This window comes from Kribbella monticola, assembly GCF_003261635.1.
Taxonomy (GTDB): Bacteria; Actinomycetota; Actinomycetes; order Propionibacteriales; family Kribbellaceae; genus Kribbella; species Kribbella monticola.
This window is the reverse complement of the sequence record NZ_QFXK01000034.1, coordinates 177,287-196,105: the sequence shown is the minus strand read 5'-3', so window position 1 is coordinate 196,105 and position 18,819 is coordinate 177,287. Positions and strand designations below refer to the sequence as shown.

Genomic DNA, 18,819 nt, shown 5'->3' with positions numbered 1-18,819 from the left:
TCCGGTCAGATCCGTACGACGTACTTCCCCTCGCCGCGTCCTTCGGCCAGCGCCTGCTGGGCGTCAGCGGCCCTGTCGAGACCGTCGACGGCCGTGAGTTCGATCGACAGGTCGCCCGCGCTCACCTTCGCCAGCACGTCCGCCAGGGCCTCGGCGATCAGGTGCGGCGCGTTCGCGGCGTACCCGCGGACGCTGAAGCCACCGATCGAGACGTTGCCGCCGAACAACCGGCCGGCCGGCGGCAACGTCAGCGCCGTACCGCCCGCGTTGCCGAACAGCACGATCCGGCCGCCCGCGGCGACGAGTTCGAGATCGGTCTCGAGCCATTCCGTGCCTTGCGGATCGAGGATGAGGTCCACCCGGCGGCCGCCGGTCTTCTCGCGGACAGCATCCGCGAGACCGTCGCCACGGACCAGCGCGGCGTCGTACCCGCTCGCTTCGGCGGCGGCCACCCGGCTCGCGCCGCCTACGGTTCCGAGAAGCAGGCCGGCTCCGTTGAGGCGAGCCAGCGAGGCGAGCGCCTGACCGACGCCGCCTGCTGCCGAGTGGACGAGCACGATGTCGCCCTTGCGCAGCCGGCCGGCGGGTCCGAGCAGGAGAGCGGCAGTGGTGAGCGTCCCCGGAGCCACAGCGGCCTGCTCGTACGACAGCCCTTCCGGTATCGCGACGACCCGCTCCGCCCGCACGACGGCGACTTCGGCGAGGCCACCTGATCCGGTGAACGCGGCCACCGGCGTACCGACGGCCGGGCCGCTGACGTCGGGGCCGAGCGCGCGGACCGTTCCGGCGACCTCCAGACCGGGGACGAACGGCCAGCTGGTCGCGTACCCGGGATCGCCCCGCCGGGCCATCACGTCGATGAAGTTCACCCCGGCCGCGCGGACGTCGATCGACAGCTCTCCCGGCCCCGGTTCCGGCGTGGGGACCTCCGCGACCCGGGTGGTCGCGGTGTCGGCAGCGGGTTCGTCGAAGAGCAGCGCGCGCATCGGTGATTCCTCTCGGGGTGGGTGGTGCTGCCAGAATGATCGCGTGGCACCAGTTCAGGCTCCGCCGTCCCAGCAGCTTCCCGCCGTCCAGAAGCTGCGGATCCGCTTCGCCAAGCGCGGCCGGCTGCGGTTCACCTCGCACCGCGACTTCCAGCGGGCGTTCGAGCGCGCCGTCCGGCGGGCGGACCTGCCGGTCGCGTTCTCGCACGGCTTCAGCCCGCACCCGAAGATCTCGTACGCCGGTGCCGCGCCGACCGGGGCCGCCTCGGAGGCGGAGTACTTGGAGATCTCGCTCACACAGCAGCGAGATCCCGAGCAGGTCAAGGCCGACCTGGACGCGGCGCTGCCGCCCGGACTGGACATCCTCGAGGTGGTGGTCGCGGGCGCCGGCTCGCTGGCCGACCGGCTGGAGGCGAGCGAGTGGCTGATCTCGTTGCCAGGCGTGGATCCGGCCGACGCCCAGCGAGCGGTCGAGGCGTTCCTGGCCCGGGAGGAAATTCTGGTCGAGCGCATGACCAAGCGGGGACTTCGCTCGTTCGACTGTCGGGACGCCGTACTCCGACTCGCGGTCGGCAGTGAACCGGTGCCGGTTGCGACGTGTGCGATACTGCAAGTGGTGTTACGGCACGGAACCCCGGCCGTGAGACCCGACGACGTTCTCGCCGGCGTGCTCGACGTAGCGACGCTTCCGGTGACGGGCCCGGCTCTTCTGACCAGGCTCGCCCAGGGCCCGCTTCTGGCGGCAACCGGCACTGTGGACGATCCGCTCGCTCGTGACCGCGACGCCACCCAGGCGACCGCGACCGGCCAGGCGGTCGACCACCAGACGCATGTAGCGGAGGGCGACGCCGCCGCTCCATCTGTGCCCTGACGAGCGCGGGGGAGCGGGACCAGGAGGCTTCCGCCGGACCGGGCATCGACTGCCGGGAGCGGCGAGACCGAGACCGCTTTCTGGCTGCGCCGGACCCGTGACAGGGGTCGCAGGATGCGCCGGAGGGCCAGAGGAGACCCGCACCACATGCTCGAAAACGAGCCGAACGACACCCAGACAGCCGACACGGCTGCCACCGCCCCCGAGCAGCCCGCCAAGGCGTCTGCCAAGAAGACGGCCCGCAAGCGCCCAGCCAAGAAGGCCGCTGGCGCGAAGGCCGCCCCGACCGACGCCGGTGCGCAGCTTGCCGACAGCACGGCCGGCGTCCAGAACGCGGAGCCGGTCGAGACCGCGATCAGCACGCAGTCCGATGCCGAGTCCGCCGATCCGGCGCCCGCCCCGGCGAAGCGGGCCGCGAAGAAGACGGCCGCCAAGCGGACCGTGAAGAAAGCTGCTGCCAAGCGCCCGGCCAAGAAGGCCGCCGCGTCGCAGGACGCCTTCCCCGAACTGACTGACGAATCAGCCACTTCGCCGGCCGAGCCTGCGCCTGAGACTGCTGCTGAGGCCGGCGCTGACGTCGTTGCTGAGGGCGCCCCGCCGGCGAAGACCACGCGTAAGCGCAGCACCCGCAAGAGCGCCGCCGCCCGCAAGGCCGACCTGCAGGCCCAGGACACCCCCGTCACCGACGGCCCGGTCGCCGACGCGGAGACCAGCCCGGTCAGTGACGGTTCCGGCTCTGGCGCTGACGGCTCTGGAGTCGAAGCCGAGGTCGACGAGGAGGCGTTGGCCGAGGCCGAGGCCGCCGCGGCTGCCGAAGCCGCCGCCGCTGAGGCGCTGGCCGCTGAGGCCGCAGCCCTCGCAGCACCCGCCGAGACCTCTACCCGTCGCCGCCGCCGGGCGCCTGCCGCTGCCGCCGTGCTCTTCCAGGCACCGACCGAAGTACCGGCGCAGGCCGCTGCGACCAGCCCGGTCGAGGCAGTCCCGGCCGGCGCGGACACCGACGACGCCGTCGCGCCGAGCGGACGTCGTACCAGGCGTCGCTCGACCGCCGCCGAGCGTGCGGCCGAAGCAACCCAGACCACCGAGACCGAGGCCGTAGCGGCCGAGCCGGTCGAGGTCGAGGACGAGCAGCCGACCACCAGGAACCGTCGCCGCAGCCGTCGCACGCGCGACGCCGAAGAGGTCGCCGCCGACCGCGCCGAGCCGGTCCTCGAAGAGGCCCGCCGGATCGACCCCGAAGACGTCACCGACCACGAGGGCACCGAGTCCGACGCCGAGGCGGATGACGCTGACGGCGAGGACGGTGCTGAGGGCACCCGTCGCCGCCGCCGTCGCCGCGGTGGCCGTCGCCGCCGCAAGGCCGGGGACGCGGACGGTTCCGAGGACAGCGCCGACGAGAACGACGACGACTCCGAGGACGACGCCGAGAACCAGTCCGACGCGGACGACGCCGACGACCACAACGACGCCGAGGACGACGCGGAAGGCGCGGGCAGCTCGTCGCGCCGTCGTCGCCGTCGCCGTCGCCGCAAGGGCGAGGAAGCCGCGTCCGCACCGGACGACCCGGACGAGATCGTCGTTCGGGTCCGCGAGCCGCGCAGCAAGAACACCTCGAACGAGATCACCGCAGTCGAGGGCTCGACCCGGCTGGAGGCGAAGAAGCAGCGCCGCCGTGAGGGTCGCGCCGCCGGCCGCCGCCGCGCGCCGATCGTCACCGAGGCCGAGTTCCTGGCCCGGCGCGAGTCGGTCGAGCGGACGATGGTGATCCGGGCCCGCGACGACCTGACCCAGATCGCGGTGTCCGAGGACAACGTGCTGGTCGAGCACTACGTGACCACGGCCGAGCAGAGTTCGCTGATCGGCAACGTGTACCTCGGCCGCGTGCAGAACGTGCTGCCGAGCATGGAGGCCGCGTTCATCGACATCGGCAAGGGCCGCAACGCCGTCCTGTACGCCGGTGAGGTCGACTGGGCCACCCTCGGTGCCGGCAACGGCCCGCGCAAGATCGAGTCGGTGCTCAAGTCCGGCCAGGCCGTCCTGGTCCAGGTGACCAAGGACCCGATCGGCCACAAGGGCGCCCGGCTCACCAACCAGATCAGCCTGCCCGGCCGGTACGTCGTGTACGTACCGCGCGGCGGCAACGGCGGGATCAGCCGCAAGCTGCCCGACACCGAGCGGAACCGGCTGAAGACCATCCTCAAGGACATCGTCCCGGACGAGGCGGGCGTGATCGTCCGCACCGCGGCCGAGGGCGCCACCGAGGAGGAGCTGACCGCCGACGTCAGCCGCCTGCAGGCGTACTGGGAGGACATCGACAAGAAGTCGAAGTCCGGCCAGGCGCCGCAGTTGCTGCACGGCGAGCCGGACCTGCTGATCCGGGTCGTCCGCGACCTGTTCACCGAGGACTTCACCAAGCTGGTCATCTCCGGCGACGACGCCTTCGACCAGGTCAAGGAGTACGTCGCGTCCGTCGCGCCGCACCTGGCCGAGCGGGTCGAGAAGTGGGCCGGTGACGGGGACGTGTTCTCCAACTACCGGATCGACGAGCAGATCAAGAAGGCGCTCGACCGCAAGGTCTGGCTACCGTCGGGTGGTTCGCTGATCATCGACCGGACCGAGGCGATGACCGTCGTCGACGTCAACACCGGCAAGTTCACCGGCTCCGGGGGCAACCTCGAGGAGACGGTCACCAAGAACAACCTGGAAGCGGCCGAGGAGATCGTCCGCCAGCTGCGGCTGCGCGACATCGGCGGCATCATCGTGATCGACTTCATCGACATGGTGCTGGAACTCAACCGCGACCTCGTACTGCGCCGGCTGGTCGAGTGCCTGGGCCGCGACCGGACCAAGCACCAGGTCGCCGAGGTGACGTCGCTCGGGTTGGTCCAGATGACGCGGAAGCGGATCGGGACCGGCCTGCTGGAGGCGTTCAGCGAGAACTGCGACCACTGCGGTGGCCGCGGGCTGATCCTGCACGACGAGCCGAAGGAATCGCGCCGCCGCGCGGACGACGGCCGCAGCCGCCAGAACTCGGGCGGTCAGAACTCTGGTAGCCAGAACTCTGGCGGTCAGAACTCGGGCGGTCAGAACTCTGGCGGTCAGAACTCTGGCGGTCAGAGCCAAGGCGGTCAGCAGGGCCAGAACGGTCATGGTGGCGACCAGGGCGGTGACGGTGAGGGCGCGAAGAAGAGCTCCCGCAGCCGGGGCCGTGGCCGCGGTCGTGGCCGGGGCGAGAACGTCGCCGAGCACGCCGAACCGGCCGAGACCCCGTCGAACGGCGACGCCGCCCAGAAGCTGGCCCAGATCGCCGCCGCCACCCTCGCAGGAGGCGAGAAGCACACCGGCGACCACGCCAACGGTGAGAAGCACACCGCCGGCCACGCGGACAGCGAGAAGGCGCACGGCGACGACAGCAACCTCAGCGCTGCCCGAGGCGGAACTGAGCAGGGCGATCAGGCCACCCCGGCTGCGGACCAGCCATCCGAGGAGCACCGCGAAGCCGGCCGGGGCAGCGGGCGCCGTCGTCGCAACCAGCGGTCCGGTGCCGAAGGTGAGAGCGCGGTGCTCGACAGCGAGCCTTCGACGGTCGCTCCGACCGCCGCAGCGGACGGCCAGAACGCCTCAGCCGACGCTCAGAGTGCCTCAGCGGACGATCAGAGCGGCTCGGAGGAGAAGTCCGAGCAGAACAGCTCGGGGCGGAACGGTAGTTCCCGGAGGCGGCGGAGCAGCCGTAGCCGGAGCAATGCGAGCAGTACTGAAGGTGACGCAGGCAACAATGGGACAGACCAGCAGGTCGGTGCCGCGGAGCTGGCGTCCACCCCGGTTTGACCCACTCGTGACGCGCGCCGTATTCTTGTCATTCGGCGCGCGTCTCGCGTGCCTCCTTTGTGTGGGCGGTGCGTAAGTGTGGCACCAGCCCCGTAAGACTTCCGAACAAACAGAGAGTGAGATCCACGGTGTACGCGATCGTGCGCAGTGGCGGCACCCAGCAGAAGGTCGCCGTCGGCGATGTCATCGAGATCGACAGCCTGACTGATCAGGTCGGCGACACGGTGTCGTTGCCCGCAGTCCTCGTCGTCGATGGCGACACCGTGACGGCCGATGCCGCCGCTTTGTCCAAGGTGGCCGTATCGGCCGAGGTCCTCGGCCGCACCAAGGGCCCGAAGATCAACATCCTCAAGTACAAGAACAAGACCGGTTACCGCAAGCGCCAGGGGCACCGTCAGCACTACACCCAGGTCAAGGTCACCGCGATCGACGCCAAGAAGAAGTGAGCTGAGACAGACATGGCACACAAAAAGGGAGCAGCGTCGACCCGTAACGGTCGCGACTCCAACGCACAGCGGCTCGGCGTGAAGCGCTTCGGTGGCCAGCTGGTCAACGCCGGCGAGATCATCGTTCGCCAGCGCGGTACCCACTTCCACCCGGGCAACCTGGTCGGCCGTGGCGGCGACGACACCCTGTTCGCGCTGGCCGAGGGGCACGTCGAGTTCGGCACCCGTCGCGGGCGTCGCGTCGTCAACATCGTCCCGGCCCCGGCGGAGTAACACCGCCACCCGGACGAGTTACAAGAGCCTTCTCGAAGGGCGGGTCGCGGAATAGCGCGACCCGCCCTTCGGCTATGTAGGAAGTACCCCGCTCACCCAGAGCGGACCACGACGGTAAGCACCAAAGCGCGCCGCCTCGGCGAAGCGCAGTACGAAGGTAAGCACGAAAGCGCGCCGCCCCGGCGAAGCGCAGTACGAAGGTAAGCAGGAAAGCGCGCCGCCCTGGCGAAGCGCAGCACGAGGTAAGCACGAAAGCGCGTCGCCCCGGCGGAGCGCAGTACGAAGGCGCGCCGCCCCGGCGGAGCGCAGTACGAAGGCGCGCCGCCCCGGCGGAGCGCAGTACGAAGGTAAGCACGAAAGCGCGCCGCTCCAGCGAAGCGCAGTACGAAGGTTCGAAGGGCGCTCGCCTGGCGGGCGTGGTACAGCATTCACCCAGCAGGAAGTTGAACACCGATGGCGATTCCCAGCTTTGTCGACCGGGTCACGGTGCACGTCACCGGTGGCAACGGCGGAAACGGCTGCGCCTCGGTGCACAGCGAGAAGTTCAAACCCCTCGGCGGCCCGGACGGCGGCAACGGCGGTGACGGCGGCAGCGTCATCCTGCGCGTCGATCTCGACCAGACCACGCTGGTGGACTACCACCGCTCTTCCCACCGTTCCGCTACGAACGGCACGCAGGGCAAGGGCGATCACCAGGCCGGCAGCAAGGGCGCCGACATCATCCTGCCCGTCCCCGACGGCACCGTGGTCAGTACGCCGGAAGGCGAGGTGCTCGCCGACCTGGTCGGCCACGGCGCGGAGTACGTCGCGGCCGCGGGCGGCAAGGGCGGCCTGGGAAACGCGGCGCTGGCGAGTTCGAGCCGCAAGGCCCCCGGTTTCGCCCTGCTCGGTGAGGACGGCGAAGAGCGGACGATCGTCCTCGAGCTCAAGGTCGTCGCCGATATCGGTCTGGTCGGCTTCCCGAGCGCGGGCAAGTCGTCGCTGATCGCCTCGATCAGCCGGGCCCGCCCGAAGATCGCCGACTACCCCTTCACCACCCTGATCCCGAACCTGGGCGTCGTCGTCGCCGGTGAGCACACGTTCACGGTCGCCGACGTACCAGGCCTGATCGAGGGTGCGAGCGAGGGACGCGGGCTCGGCCACGACTTCCTGCGGCACGTGGAGCGGTGCGCCGCGCTGGTGCACGTGATCGACTGCGCGACCTACGAGCCTGGCCGGGACCCGCTGAGCGACCTCGACGTGATCGAGGCCGAGCTCGCGGCGCACGGTGGCCTGGAGGACCGGCCGCGGCTGGTCGCGCTGAACAAGGTGGACGTGCCGGACGCCAAGGAGATCGCCGAGATGGTGACGACCGAGCTCGAGGAGCGCGGTCTGAAGGTGTTCTCGATCTCGACCGCGAGCCACGAGGGCCTGGACGCGCTGAAGTTCGCGATGGCCGAGATCGTCGCGAAGCGCCGCGCTGAGGAGGAGAAGCCGGACAACACCCGGATCATCCTTCGTCCGCGGGCGACCGGCGGCCAGGAGTTCAAGGTCAAGAAGACGCCCGACGGCTGGCTCATTCAGGGTGAGAAGCCCGAGCGCTGGGTCCGGCAGACCGACTTCAACAACGCGGAAGCGACCGGATACCTTGCGGACCGGCTGAACCGGCTCGGGGTCGAGCGCCAACTGCTCGAGCTGGGCGCGGTGGCGGGCGACGCGGTGTCGATCGGTGACGGCCCGAACGCGGTCGTCTTCGACTTCGCCCCCGAGGTCCAGGCAGGCGCGGAGCTGCTGGCGCGCCGCGGCGAGGACCAGCGGCTGGACGAGGACCGTCCCGCGGCACAGCGCCGTAAGGAGAAGGACTACCAGTACCACCTGCGGCGGGAGGGCGAGATCGAGCGCCCGGCCGACCTGTCGGAGTACGGGAAGGGCTGGGTCGAGGACGAGGTCGACCTTACCCCGGCGGAGGCGAAGGCGGCTCAGAAGGCCGCCGAGCGGCTCGCGCGCAAACAGGCTCGCGAGCTGGCCGCTGCCGAAGAGCTGGAGGCCGAGCGCAGGTTCGCCGCCGGTGAGATCATCGATATCGATGCCGAGAGCAACAACCAGAACGCATGACCGGAGGCCGTCGACGACGCCGGCCCCGCTGATGCGCCCACTGAGTCAGGACAACTGATGCAGGACGTGTTGCACCGCCCAGAGGTCGTGAAGGCCGGGCGGATCGTGGTGAAGGTCGGCTCGTCGTCCTTGACCCAGCGCGGCCGGATCGACCTGGAGCGGTTGCGTCTGCTGGTGGACGCGATCGCCGCCCGGCGCGTCGAGGGCACGGAGGTCGTGCTCGTCTCGTCCGGTGCGATCGCAGCCGGGCTGGCCCCGATGGGGTTGCGCTCGCGACCGAAGGATCTCGCCACTCAGCAGGCGGCGGCCTCGGTCGGCCAAGGACTGCTGATGGCTCGCTACAGCGACGCCTTCGCAGCGCACGGCCTCAAGGTCGGCCAGGTCTTGCTGACCGTCGACGATGTCACCCGACGCAGCCACTATCGCAATGCCTACCGGACTTTCGCGCGCCTGCTGGAGCTCGGCGTCGTCCCGATCGTGAACGAGAACGACACGGTCGCGACCACCGAGATCCGCTTCGGCGACAACGATCGCCTGGCTGCGTTGACCAGCCACTTGGTGCACACCGACCTGCTGGTCCTGCTCTCGGACGTGGACGGCTTGTACGACGGGGATCCGCGCAAACCCGGTACGACGATGATCACCGATGTCCGCGGTCCGGCTGACCTGGTACCGCTCAAGATCGGTCGCACCGGCTCGTCCGGCGTCGGCACCGGCGGAATGCAGACCAAGGTCGAAGCGGCCGCAATCGCTACCGAGGCAGGGATTCCGGTCGTTCTCACCTCGGCGGCCCGGGTCGGCGAGGCGTTGCGCGGCGAGCCGGTCGGCACGCTCTTCCACCCGACCGGGCGCCGTCGCAAGACCCGGCTGCTCTGGTTGGCCCACGCCACTTCGGGACAAGGCCGTCTCCAGCTCGACGACGGCGCGGTCCGTGCTGTCACGGAACGCAGGTCGTCGCTGCTCCCGGCCGGCATCAGCGCGGTCGAGGGCACCTTCTCCGCGGGCGATCCGGTCGATCTCGTGTCGCCGGCGGGGGTGGTGATCGCGCGCGGCCTGGTCAACTACGACGCCGCCGAGCTCCCTGACCTTCTCGGCCGCTCCACCCGCGACCTGGCTCGCGAGCTCGGCGCGGCGTACGAACGTGAGGTGGTCCACCGTGACGACCTCGTCCTGCTCTGAGACGACTTCGCAGCCGGGCGGTACCGCGTCCTACGATGGGTTCGTGAGCGAGATCATCGAGCTGTGCCGGCAGGCCCGCGAGGCGTCGTACGCGTTGTCCGCGGCGTCACGTGCGACCAAGGACGCCGCCCTGCACGCCATGGCGGCCGCGTTGCGGGAGAACACGGACACGATCGTCGCGGCGAACGCGAAGGATGTCGCCGCCGCACGCGAAGCCGGTACGCCGGAGTCGACGGTGGACCGCCTGGCGCTCGACGCGGCCCGGGTTCACGCGATGGCCGCCGGGCTCGAGCAGCTCGCCGGTCTGGTCGACCCGGTCGGCGAAGTGGTCCGCGGGTACACCCTGCCGAACGGGCTGGAGCTTCGCCAGGTCCGCGTGCCCTTCGGCGTGGTCGGCATCATCTACGAGGCGCGGCCGAACGTGACGGCCGATGCCGCCGGGATCTGCCTCAAGTCAGGCAATGCCGTGCTGCTGCGCGGTTCGTCCTCGGCAGCCTCGTCGAACGCAGCGATCATCGACGTACTGCGGTCCGCTGCCGCGTCAGCTGGGCTTCCTGCCGACGTGATCCAGGGCGTGCCGGGCGATCGCGCGGCGATCAAGGAACTCATGCAGGCACGCGGCTTCGTCGACGTATTGATCCCGCGCGGTGGCGCCGGGCTGATCCAGACCGTGGTCTCGGAATCGACCGTGCCGGTGATCGAGACCGGAGTCGGCAACTGCCACGTGTACGTCGATGCCGAGGCCGATCTGGAGCTCGCGCTGAGCATCCTGCTGAACGCCAAGACCCAGCGGCCGAGCGTCTGCAACGCCGCCGAATCCCTGCTGGTGCACGCGGATGTCGCCGATGAGTTCCTGGCCGCCGCGCTGCCCGCACTGGCCGACGCGGGTGTGACCGTCCACGGCGATCCGGCAGTTGTTGCTGCAGGCAATGACATTGTCGCCGCGACCGAGGAGGACTTCGGCGCGGAGTACAACTCGCTGGATCTGTCCGCGGCCGTGGTGCCGTCGCTGGAGGCCGCGGTCGAGCACATCCGCAAGTACAGCTCGAGTCACACCGAGGCGATCATCACGAAGTCGCAGGCGGCGGCGCGACGCTTCGTCCAGGCGGTCGACTCGGCCGCGGTGGTGGTCAACGCGAGCACCCGGTTCACCGACGGTGGCGAGTTCGGGTTCGGCGCCGAGATCGGGATCTCGACCCAGAAGCTGCACGCACGCGGGCCGATGGGGCTGCCGGAGATGACGTCGACGAAGTACGTCGTGATCGGCGAGGGCCAGATCCGTAGCTAGCCGGTCTGCTTGAGCAGGGGAGCGGCGTCGATCGAGTGGACGGTGACCGGGTCGCCGGTGAGAATCGCGAGCGCGGCCGAGTACTCCGAACCGGCCTCGAGGTCGACGAGTTGCACGCGCCCGTCGTACTCGGGCCAGTTCACCAGCGCGGCCGGTTGATCGGGTGAGCTGACGACGACGCGGCGCAGGTCGGCCCGCATCCCGTCGCCGGTCGCCTTCACGACGGCCTCCTTGCGAGTCCAGTACGTCGTGAAAGCGCGCGCTCTGGCCGCAGGCTCGTACTTCGCGAGTTCCTTCGCCTCCACCTCGGCGAGGCTCACTGTGGCCAGCGAATCCGCGTCGATCCCGGGATCGACCTTCTCCACATCGAGGCCGACCGGCGAACCGGGGTGGAAGGCGACGGCGATCAGGTCGCCCGAGTGCGAAACGGACAGCTCCATCTCCTGTGCGCGGACCTTGCCGTGGGGGCGGCCGCAGTCGTCGCAGGTCCGGTCGAGCCGCACGTCGGCCGGCGGAATCATCAGGTGCATCCCGAGCACCCGACGGGTCACCGCGCAGCCGAGCAGGAAGCGGTCCTTGTCCTCTTGCCGGGCGTACGCCGCGAGTCGCCCGCGCTCGGCCGCGTCGAGCTCCGCGACGAGTTCCCAGCGGACGTCACTGATCTTCGCCCACCAGACTTCGACCGCCGTCATCCGGTCGCCAGCCGACGGGCCGTGTTGAAGGCCCAGTCGACTGCCTCGGGGATATCGGTCACCGGGTAGCGGACCGCCGCGATGGTGCGGTCCGGAGCCGCCACCAGAACGATGCGCTTCAGCCGCTCGTATCCGCCGGCGCGGAAGGTCGGTAGCCGGAGCGCCGCGGTCAAGGTCAGGTCGGTGTCGGAGAGCAGCGTATGGGTGATGTTCTCCGCCTCGGCGAAGGCCCTCTGTTCATCGGGGCGCTGCGTGCTGACGCCGTGGACTGCGATGCCGGCGTTGGCGAACTCCATGGCGCGATCGGAGAACAATTTGTTTTCCAGGGTGCATCCTGCGGTGCCGGCGATGTCGGCCCAGTTCGCGGGAAGCGGTGACGGGCGGCCCGTCGCCGGGTAGCCGAAGATCACCGTCGCGTTGGCGTACCGGGCAACTACATCCGATCGGTCCGAGTTGGTTGCCGGGAGCAAGAGATCGGGAGGGATCCGGCGGCCTGTCAGCTCGTGGACGCGGTGGGCCGGCGCATCGTCGGCGGTGTTGGTGCCAGTGAGTTCGCCGTCGCCGAGGAGCCAGCGATCGCCCCAGTCCTGCAGGGCGACGAGCACGGGCAGGAGGGCCTTGCCGCGTGAGGTCAGGTGGTAGGCGTACCGCGTCGGGTGCTCCTGGTACGCCGTACGGTCCACGATGCCGCTGTCGAGCAGGCCGTTGAGGCGTTCGGTGAGCACCTTCCGGGAGATCTGCAACGATTCCGCCAGCAGGTCGAACCGATCGACGCCGCGGGCGACATCGCGGACGATCAGGAGTTCCCAGCCGTCCCCGATCACCGCGAGAGACTGCGCGATCGCACAATCGGGCTCCGGTGAGTAGCTGCTGCGCCGCACAGGACCCTCCCATCAGGTTGCCACCACGCTATCCGGCCGACTAAGTTCCTAACAGGAACTCATCACGGGCCGGGGGTTGTCAATGCGCGGTTACTGGCGGCGGATAGGGGAGTTGCCCGGGTGGCTGAAGGCGGTGATGGCCGGACAGTTGATCAGTTCGGCGGGGTCACTGGCGTGGATCTACCTGACGCTCTATCTGGTGCAGGACCGCGGTATGTCGGCGCAACAGGCCGGCCTGGCAGCTTCGGCGTACGGCGTGGGGCTGTTGTTCGGCAACCTCAGTGGCGGCTGGTTCGGCGACCGCTTCGGGCTGCGCACTGCTGCTGTGGGCAGTCAGCTCGCCTGGGCCGCAGCGTGTCTCGCGATGCCTGTAGTGCCGACTGTGGCGCTCCCTGCTCTAGCAGCGGTTGCTGGGCTGTGCGGCGGCGCCAGTAGGCCCAACCTGAGCGGTCTGGTCGCGACAGCGCTCCCTGCTGAGCGGCGTCGAGAGGGGATCGCATTGTCGCGTTCTGCGAGCAATGCCGGCTTCACGATCGGTCCTCCGCTCGGCGGGCTGCTGGCGGCGTACGACTTCTCCCTGGTCTTCGTGATCGACGCAGTGAGCAGTCTGGTGCTGGCGGCCGTGGTGTGGCGGTATGTGCCAGCTGGCGTGCGTACGGCGGCTGCTGCGGCCTCTGGAGTGTGGAGAGCGCTTCTGCGCGACAGATCCGTGCTGGTGCTGCTTGGGGCGATCGTGGTCGTCGACACGGTGTACCGGCAGCTCTACGCCACTGTGCCGCTGCTGCTGCACGACGCTGGGTCACCTGCGGTGGCGTACGGCGTACTGATCGGTCTGAGCTCGGTGATCATCGTCGTACTCGAGGCGCCGCTCGCTGTTCACCTCCGCGGCCATCACGCGCTCCGGGTCATCGCTGTCGGGGTCATGCTGGTCGGACTCGGCTACGCGGCGCTGGGCGTCTGGCCGGTGCTCGGCGGCGCTGTCGTCGCTGCTGCGTTCATCACTGCGGGGGAGATGCTCTACAAGCCGACAGCGACCGCTCACGTGGCCGACGCTGCGCCAGAGGGGATGGTCGGCCGCTTCTCCAGCCTGTACGCCGCTGCGTCCATCAGCGGCATGTTCCTGGCCCCCGCCATCGGCGGCACCGTCTACGAACACGCCCCGCACGCCCTCTACCCAGCAGCCGCCCTACTCGCCCTGACTGCCGGCGCGCTCCTCTACGCCCGCCGAGACCGAGCAGTGCTGGCCCAGGTGTCGGACAGTACGTAGTACCGCCTGTTAGTCGGGGAGGGGAGCAGGCCGGGCTTCCCAGCGGGTGGAGAGGACGACTGTGGTGCGGGTGCGGACCACGCCGTTGACGCGGCGCAGGCTGCCGACCACCGCCTCCAGCTGCGTCACGTCCGGCACGCGCACCTTCACCACCAGCTCCTGATCGCCCGCCACGAACCAGCAGTCCTCGACCGCCTCGATCTGCCGAACACCTTCGACGATGTCGTCGGTCTCCACGTCGTCGCGCTGGAACAGCCCGATCAGCGCGCTCGTCCCCAACCCGACCTGATCCGGCGCCACGACGGCCCGGTAGCCGAGCAGTACGCCGCGGTCCTCGAGACGTTTCACCCGCTCCTGGACGCTCGGCCCGGACAGGCCGACGACCCGCCCGAGCTCGGCCCAACTCGACCGCCCGTTCGCCCGCAGTGCCTCGACCAGCTGCCGATCGATCGCATCCATCCTGGGTTACTCCTTCGTTCACCGCAGATTCGTAGGGAGATCAGGCGATCTGCCTTTAATTCGTTTGTGTAGCGGCCTTGCATATCGTACAATTTGAGGTGTCGGAGTGAGCCGCTCCGACACCGTCCACACACCTTGCGAAGGAATCATGATCACCCCTGAAGTTGCCCGTGCCCACATCGACGAGATGCACCGTGTCGCCGCCATGCACCAGCGTGCGGCCGCCGCGCCGTCCGCATGGCGCAGGCTGCTGACCCGCTACATCCGGCACAGCTGACCCACCACCCGCGCGACCGGCAGGCCCGGCGCCCCTTCGAGGGCCGCCACTGGCCACCGGTCGCGTTCCTGTCGGTGGGCAGGAGATAGGCTTCGCCTCATGCTTACGTTGCTCCTGCCGCAGTTGGCGGCTGTCGAAGAGGCCGCCGGCGAGGCGTCGCACATCTCGCCCTGGTGGTACGGCGGGTTCGCCCTGTTCGTGCTGGTCGCGCTGCTGGCCGTCACGGTGATCATGGGCAAGGGCCGGCCGCACAGCTGAGCGGCTGAACACGATGGCGGACTCCGTGGTACGGCCTGGCCGGAGAATCGGCGTGATGGGCGGTACCTTCGACCCCATCCACCACGGCCACCTGGTGGCAGCCAGCGAAGTACAGGCGTACTTCGACCTGGACGAGGTGATCTTCGTCCCGACCGGTCAACCGTGGCAGAAGTCGGACCGCGAGGTCTCGCCCGCCGAGGACCGGTACCTGATGACGGTGATCGCCACCGCCTCCAACCCGCGCTTCTCGGTCAGCCGGGTCGACATCGACCGGCCCGGCCCGACGTTCACGATCGACACCCTGCGGGACCTGTCCGGGCTGTTCCCCGACGCCGAGCTGTTCTTCATCACCGGTGCCGACGCGCTCGCCCAGATCCTCACCTGGCGAGACGTCGACGAGATGTTCAAACTCGCCCGCTTCGTCGGCTGTACCCGGCCGGGGACGGAATCGCTGGAGCTCCCACTCGACCAGCTCCCGCCCGACCGGGTCACCCTGCTCGAAGTACCGGCCCTGGCCATCTCGTCCACCGAGTGCCGCCGGCGCGTCGCCAAAGGCAACCCCACCTGGTACCTCGTACCGGACGGGATCGTCCAGTACATCGCCAAGCGCGACCTCTACATCAACCATCAGTAAGGAACAAATGCCTGCCACCGAACGCGTCGTCGAGCTGCTCACCGCAGCAGCCGAGGCGGCCCACGACAAGAAGGCCGAGAACGTTCTCGCGTTCGACGTCTCCGAGCAGCTCGCCATCACCGACGCGTTCCTGGTCGCCTCGGCGTCCAACGACCGCCAGGTCCGCGCGATCGTCGACGCGATCGAGGAGAAGCTCCGGGTCGACTTCGACGCCAAACCGGTACGCCGCGAAGGCGCGCGCGAGGGCCGCTGGGTGCTCCTGGACTACCTTGAGGTCGTGATCCACGTCCAGCACGACGAGGAGCGCAACTTCTACTCCCTCGAGCGGCTGTGGCGCGACTGCCCGCTGATCCCGATCCCCGGCCCGGACGGCAAGATCCCCGAGCCCGCGCCGGTCCTGCCGCGCTCCGGCGAGGAAGACACCCCCGTCCTGGACGCCTCCGCCGATGGCTCAGCTTCGGGCGCTTCTGCTTTGGACGCTTCTGCGTCGGATGTTGACGCTTCGGATGTTGATGCTTCGGATGTTGACGCTTCGGACGTTGATGCTTCGGACGGGGACGCCGCTGACGACGCTCACCTCGCTGCGCCCTCGGCTCCGGCCGAATGACCGCGGGCCGGCTGATCGTCTGGCGGCACGGCCGGACCGAATGGAACCTGCAGGACAAGATCCAGGGCCAGGCCGACATCCCACTGGACGATGTCGGCCTCGCCCAGGCCCGCGCCGCCGCCCTGCGCCTCGCCTCGCTCGCGCCCACGCGCCTGTTCTCCAGCGACCTCCAGCGCGCAGCCGCCACCGCCGGTGAACTCGCCGCCCTCACCGGCTTGAAGGTCGAGTACGACGAGGCTCTCCGCGAGATCAACGTCGACGACTGGGCCGGCATGACGATGGAAGAGCTGGCCGCCCTTCACCCCGAAGCAGCCGCCCGCATCCGCTCCGGCGAACCCCAACGCCGAGGCACCGCCGGCGAAACCGTCGAAGAGGTAGCCGCCCGCTTCGCCCCGGCCCTCCAACGCGCCGTAGAACACGCAGAACCCTCCGACACCGTCGTAGTAGCCACCCATGGCCTAGCGGCCCGCGTAGGCATCTGCCTGTTCCTAGGCATCCCCCAAGCCAACTGGCCCGCGTTCGGCGGCCTCTCCAACTGCAACTGGGTCTCCCTCCTCCCCGGCCGAGCCGGCTGGCGCATCGAGGAATGGAACGCCGGCTCCCTCCCCGAACCAGTAATGTCCGACGACCCCCAACGCTGACCCACACCACCCCAGAACCCATCTCGCCGACCGCTTCCAACCCCTGGAAGCCGTCGCCGCCGCGCCTGTCTACACCCCATCTGCACCCTCAACCACGAGCAGTCACCCACCCGCCCACCCCGATTTTTCTTTCACACCAAGTGTCAGTTAGACTTTCGCAGTCGCAAGAACGCAAGGGGCTTTGGCGCAGTTGGTAGCGCGCTTCCATGGCATGGAAGAGGTCAGGGGTTCGAATCCCCTAAGCTCCACCGCACAGCAAACAGGCCGGTCACCCACCTCGGGAGACCGGCCTGCTGCTTGTACTACGTGTAGCCCACGCGCCTGCGTGCTCGCTCCTGCGTCGCTCACACTCCGGACGCTCCCACCCACCCGGTCCGCCGCTCCTCCGTCGCGGCTCGTGCCCAGGCGGCGGCTTACTTGCTGCCGGACGACCCCCGGACCGTCATCGTCAGACGTTCGACAATGCCTGCCATTCGAGCGAGGTCGGCCGCTCGTTCAGGCATTCGGTCGAGGGGCGGCCGCTCACCTCAGGGGAGGGTGCTCGTGGGTCGGGTGTGGAGGGCGGCGGCGTGGGGTGTGGAGCGGCGGGCGTGAGAATTTTGTCGGGAGCCTGTCGGATTTGGTGTGGGGTGTTCGTAGCAATGGTGAGAGTGGCCGGAGGAAGGCTGCTGGGATGAGGAGTGGTGAGATGCCGAAGTACCTGATCTCGTTCGAGAAGGGCGCGATGGACCACATCCCGGGGGAGGACTGGGGTGAGGTGGGTAAGGCTGCGCACGCGGTGTGTCAGGAGGCCAAGGATGCTGGGGTGTTCGTCTTTGCCGGTGGGCTGAGTTATGACGACGGTGACGTGGAGGCTGCCGTGGTGGCCGTTGACGGGACGGTCATCGACGGGCCGTACCCGGAGAGCAAGGAGGTCATCGGCGGTGTGTTGATCGTCGACGTACCGACTCGGGAGGCTGCGCTGGAGTGGGCGGGCAAGATCGCGGTTGCCTGCCGGTGTGCGCAAGACGTCCGCAAGTTCATGTTCGACCCGGAGTTGGTCGACTGAGATCACGTTGGTGCCGCAGTGCCCGTCCGTGGACGGCTGGCCTTGTGCGGCGAGGCACTGGCCCATCTGTACCGAACGAGCCAGGTGCTGAGGCCGGTCATCCCACTCGGGGAGACCGGCCGCCGGTGTGCCGCGTGGTCTGGTTTGGGGTTTTGGGTGGGAAGGTGGCGGCGTGGCGGATTTGGTATGTCGGCGATGTGAACGCCGGTGCGGATCAGTAGGCAGCAGTTCGAGGTTTTCGAGCGAATGCACTACGTGTGTTTTCACTACGAGTTCGAGCACGGGGACGCTGATGTTGACGAGGAGTGCGGGGCGGGAGGCTGTCCGTCGGCGTCGTTGGCTGACGGACGGGATCGCGTCATTGCCACTGCAAGGGAGCTTGCGACCGAAGCGGCGTCGGGGGTGCCGTGGGCCAACTCGGAGACACACGAGTACCTCGAAGCCTTTGCTGCTTGGCTCTCTGATGTGGGTGGCTACTCCTCCGGCCGCGGACTAGTTGCTCCCGGCAATGGGTGGGATGTGGTGAACGATGCGCTGAAGGGCGCGACCATGTATGAGTGATCGGCCGGAGAGGCCGGGGCTAAGGGTCGAGGGACTGGAGGATGGCGTCTACGACTTCGGGGAGGGGGCGGTTGGTGTTGATGACCTGGCCCTCGGGGATGTCTTCTTTGGTGGTGTGGAGGTGGAGGATCTTTGCTTTTTCCTCGGCGGTGCCGCCCCAGTCTGCGGGGGCGCGGCTCGTCAGTCGGTGTTTGAGGGTTTCGGTGTCGACGTCGAGTACGAACACTTTGTCGAAGACGTCCAGGAATTTGGGGAAGTTTCGGGAACCGCCGCAGAAGAAGGCGAGATCTTCTGTTTGGTCTGCTGCTATTTCGCGGACCTTCGCGACGTTCCAGATGTGCAGTTCGTGGCGGCCGGGAGCGTTGGTCGGCAGGCCGGTTTCGGGGTCGCCTCGGTAGGCGAGTTCGTTGTCGCCGTCGATGGCTTTGTAGCCGCGCCGTCGGAGTTCGCGGCAGACGGAACTCTTGCCGGTGCCTGAGCCGCCTTCGACCAGGTAATTTCGCCTCGCCACGGCGCCCAGCATAGCTAT

At 69.0% G+C, this 18,819-nt stretch carries 19 protein-coding genes, 1 tRNA gene and 1 pseudogene; 16 read left to right on the top strand and 5 right to left on the bottom strand.

What is annotated here, in order from left to right:
• Window positions 1–5 precede the first annotated feature (5 nt).
• Window positions 6–986 (bottom strand): quinone oxidoreductase family protein, encoded by a 981-nt coding sequence (locus DIZ26_RS25510; protein WP_112245824.1) that lies wholly within the window; start codon window positions 984–986, stop codon window positions 6–8.
• 43 nt (window positions 987–1,029) lie between these two features.
• Between DIZ26_RS25510 and DIZ26_RS25505 the strand changes: the two genes are divergently transcribed.
• The 7 genes from DIZ26_RS25505 (at window position 1,030) to DIZ26_RS25475 (ending at window position 10,965) form a co-directional block, all read left to right on the top strand.
• The gene (locus DIZ26_RS25505) at window positions 1,030–1,857 is read left to right on the top strand and encodes a TIGR03936 family radical SAM-associated protein (RefSeq protein ID WP_112245821.1); all 828 of its coding nucleotides are present in this window, start codon (window positions 1,030–1,032) and stop codon (window positions 1,855–1,857) included.
• 147 nt (window positions 1,858–2,004) lie between these two features.
• Window positions 2,005–5,685 (top strand): Rne/Rng family ribonuclease, encoded by a 3,681-nt coding sequence (locus tag DIZ26_RS25500; protein WP_198676283.1) that lies wholly within the window; start codon window positions 2,005–2,007, stop codon window positions 5,683–5,685.
• A 128-nt stretch (window positions 5,686–5,813) separates the two neighbouring features.
• Complete coding sequence (gene rplU / locus DIZ26_RS25495; protein ID WP_112245818.1) at window positions 5,814–6,131, top strand: 50S ribosomal protein L21; 318 nt, start codon at window positions 5,814–5,816, stop codon at window positions 6,129–6,131.
• Between the two features lie 12 nt (window positions 6,132–6,143).
• A complete protein-coding gene (rpmA, locus tag DIZ26_RS25490) occupies window positions 6,144–6,404 on the top strand; it encodes a 50S ribosomal protein L27 (RefSeq protein ID WP_112245816.1) in 261 nt (86 codons plus the stop codon).
• A 453-nt stretch (window positions 6,405–6,857) separates the two neighbouring features.
• Entirely contained in the window at window positions 6,858–8,498 is a 1,641-nt protein-coding gene (obgE, locus tag DIZ26_RS25485) for a GTPase ObgE (RefSeq protein ID WP_112245814.1), read from the top strand.
• A gap of 57 nt (window positions 8,499–8,555) precedes the next feature.
• The gene (gene proB, locus DIZ26_RS25480; protein ID WP_112245811.1) at window positions 8,556–9,677 is read left to right on the top strand and encodes a glutamate 5-kinase; all 1,122 of its coding nucleotides are present in this window, start codon (window positions 8,556–8,558) and stop codon (window positions 9,675–9,677) included.
• A 43-nt stretch (window positions 9,678–9,720) separates the two neighbouring features.
• The gene (locus tag DIZ26_RS25475) at window positions 9,721–10,965 is read left to right on the top strand and encodes a glutamate-5-semialdehyde dehydrogenase (RefSeq protein ID WP_112246089.1); all 1,245 of its coding nucleotides are present in this window, start codon (window positions 9,721–9,723) and stop codon (window positions 10,963–10,965) included.
• Here the strand turns inward: DIZ26_RS25475 and DIZ26_RS25470 are convergent.
• Both DIZ26_RS25470 and DIZ26_RS25465 read right to left on the bottom strand, forming a co-directional pair.
• Window positions 10,962–11,657 carry a 4'-phosphopantetheinyl transferase family protein gene (locus DIZ26_RS25470; RefSeq protein ID WP_112245808.1) on the bottom strand — a complete coding sequence of 232 codons (696 nt, stop codon included), beginning with the start codon at window positions 11,655–11,657 and terminating at the stop codon, window positions 10,962–10,964. The two genes, DIZ26_RS25475 and DIZ26_RS25470, sit on opposite strands and share 4 nt — an antisense overlap.
• On the bottom strand, window positions 11,654–12,538 hold the full coding sequence (locus DIZ26_RS25465) for a winged helix-turn-helix transcriptional regulator (RefSeq protein WP_112245806.1): 885 nt from the start codon (window positions 12,536–12,538) through the stop codon (window positions 11,654–11,656). Before DIZ26_RS25465 ends, DIZ26_RS25470 begins: the two co-directional genes overlap by 4 nt.
• Window positions 12,539–12,620: 82 nt before the next feature.
• Here DIZ26_RS25465 and DIZ26_RS25460 point away from each other — a divergent pair, with 82 nt between their 5' ends.
• Window positions 12,621–13,805, top strand: coding sequence for an MFS transporter (locus tag DIZ26_RS25460; RefSeq protein ID WP_232828592.1), 1,185 nt, complete (start codon window positions 12,621–12,623; stop codon window positions 13,803–13,805).
• Between the two features lie 9 nt (window positions 13,806–13,814).
• On the opposite strand, the gene DIZ26_RS25455 is transcribed toward DIZ26_RS25460, so the two are convergent.
• Complete coding sequence (locus DIZ26_RS25455) at window positions 13,815–14,264, bottom strand: Lrp/AsnC family transcriptional regulator (protein WP_112245803.1); 450 nt, start codon at window positions 14,262–14,264, stop codon at window positions 13,815–13,817.
• 148 nt (window positions 14,265–14,412) lie between these two features.
• Between DIZ26_RS25455 and DIZ26_RS38640 the strand changes: the two genes are divergently transcribed.
• The 8 genes and pseudogenes from DIZ26_RS38640 to DIZ26_RS25425 all read left to right on the top strand — a co-directional run bounded on the left by DIZ26_RS38640 (window position 14,413) and on the right by DIZ26_RS25425 (window position 18,290).
• Window positions 14,413–14,541, top strand: coding sequence for a hypothetical protein (locus DIZ26_RS38640; protein ID WP_255513651.1), 129 nt, complete (start codon window positions 14,413–14,415; stop codon window positions 14,539–14,541).
• A gap of 99 nt (window positions 14,542–14,640) precedes the next feature.
• Complete coding sequence (locus tag DIZ26_RS37975) at window positions 14,641–14,799, top strand: hypothetical protein (protein ID WP_166678498.1); 159 nt, start codon at window positions 14,641–14,643, stop codon at window positions 14,797–14,799.
• Window positions 14,800–14,812: 13 nt separating this feature from the next.
• The gene (gene nadD / locus DIZ26_RS25450; protein ID WP_112245800.1) at window positions 14,813–15,433 is read left to right on the top strand and encodes a nicotinate-nucleotide adenylyltransferase; all 621 of its coding nucleotides are present in this window, start codon (window positions 14,813–14,815) and stop codon (window positions 15,431–15,433) included.
• 7 nt (window positions 15,434–15,440) lie between these two features.
• Window positions 15,441–15,800, top strand: a pseudogene (gene rsfS / locus DIZ26_RS39235) (ribosome silencing factor); the annotation flags it as partial.
• Between the two features lie 236 nt (window positions 15,801–16,036).
• Window positions 16,037–16,681, top strand: a complete 645-nt coding sequence (locus tag DIZ26_RS25440; RefSeq protein WP_112245798.1) for a histidine phosphatase family protein — start codon at window positions 16,037–16,039, stop codon at window positions 16,679–16,681.
• 175 nt (window positions 16,682–16,856) lie between these two features.
• A tRNA-Ala gene (locus DIZ26_RS25435) sits at window positions 16,857–16,929 on the top strand.
• A gap of 440 nt (window positions 16,930–17,369) precedes the next feature.
• Complete coding sequence (locus DIZ26_RS37550; RefSeq protein WP_157979809.1) at window positions 17,370–17,729, top strand: YciI family protein; 360 nt, start codon at window positions 17,370–17,372, stop codon at window positions 17,727–17,729.
• Between the two features lie 207 nt (window positions 17,730–17,936).
• Complete coding sequence (locus tag DIZ26_RS25425; protein ID WP_112245793.1) at window positions 17,937–18,290, top strand: DUF7660 family protein; 354 nt, start codon at window positions 17,937–17,939, stop codon at window positions 18,288–18,290.
• A gap of 19 nt (window positions 18,291–18,309) precedes the next feature.
• Here DIZ26_RS25425 and DIZ26_RS25420 read toward each other — a convergent pair whose 3' ends face one another.
• Complete coding sequence (locus tag DIZ26_RS25420; protein ID WP_112246085.1) at window positions 18,310–18,801, bottom strand: AAA family ATPase; 492 nt, start codon at window positions 18,799–18,801, stop codon at window positions 18,310–18,312.
• Between the last annotated feature and the right edge of the window lie 18 nt (window positions 18,802–18,819).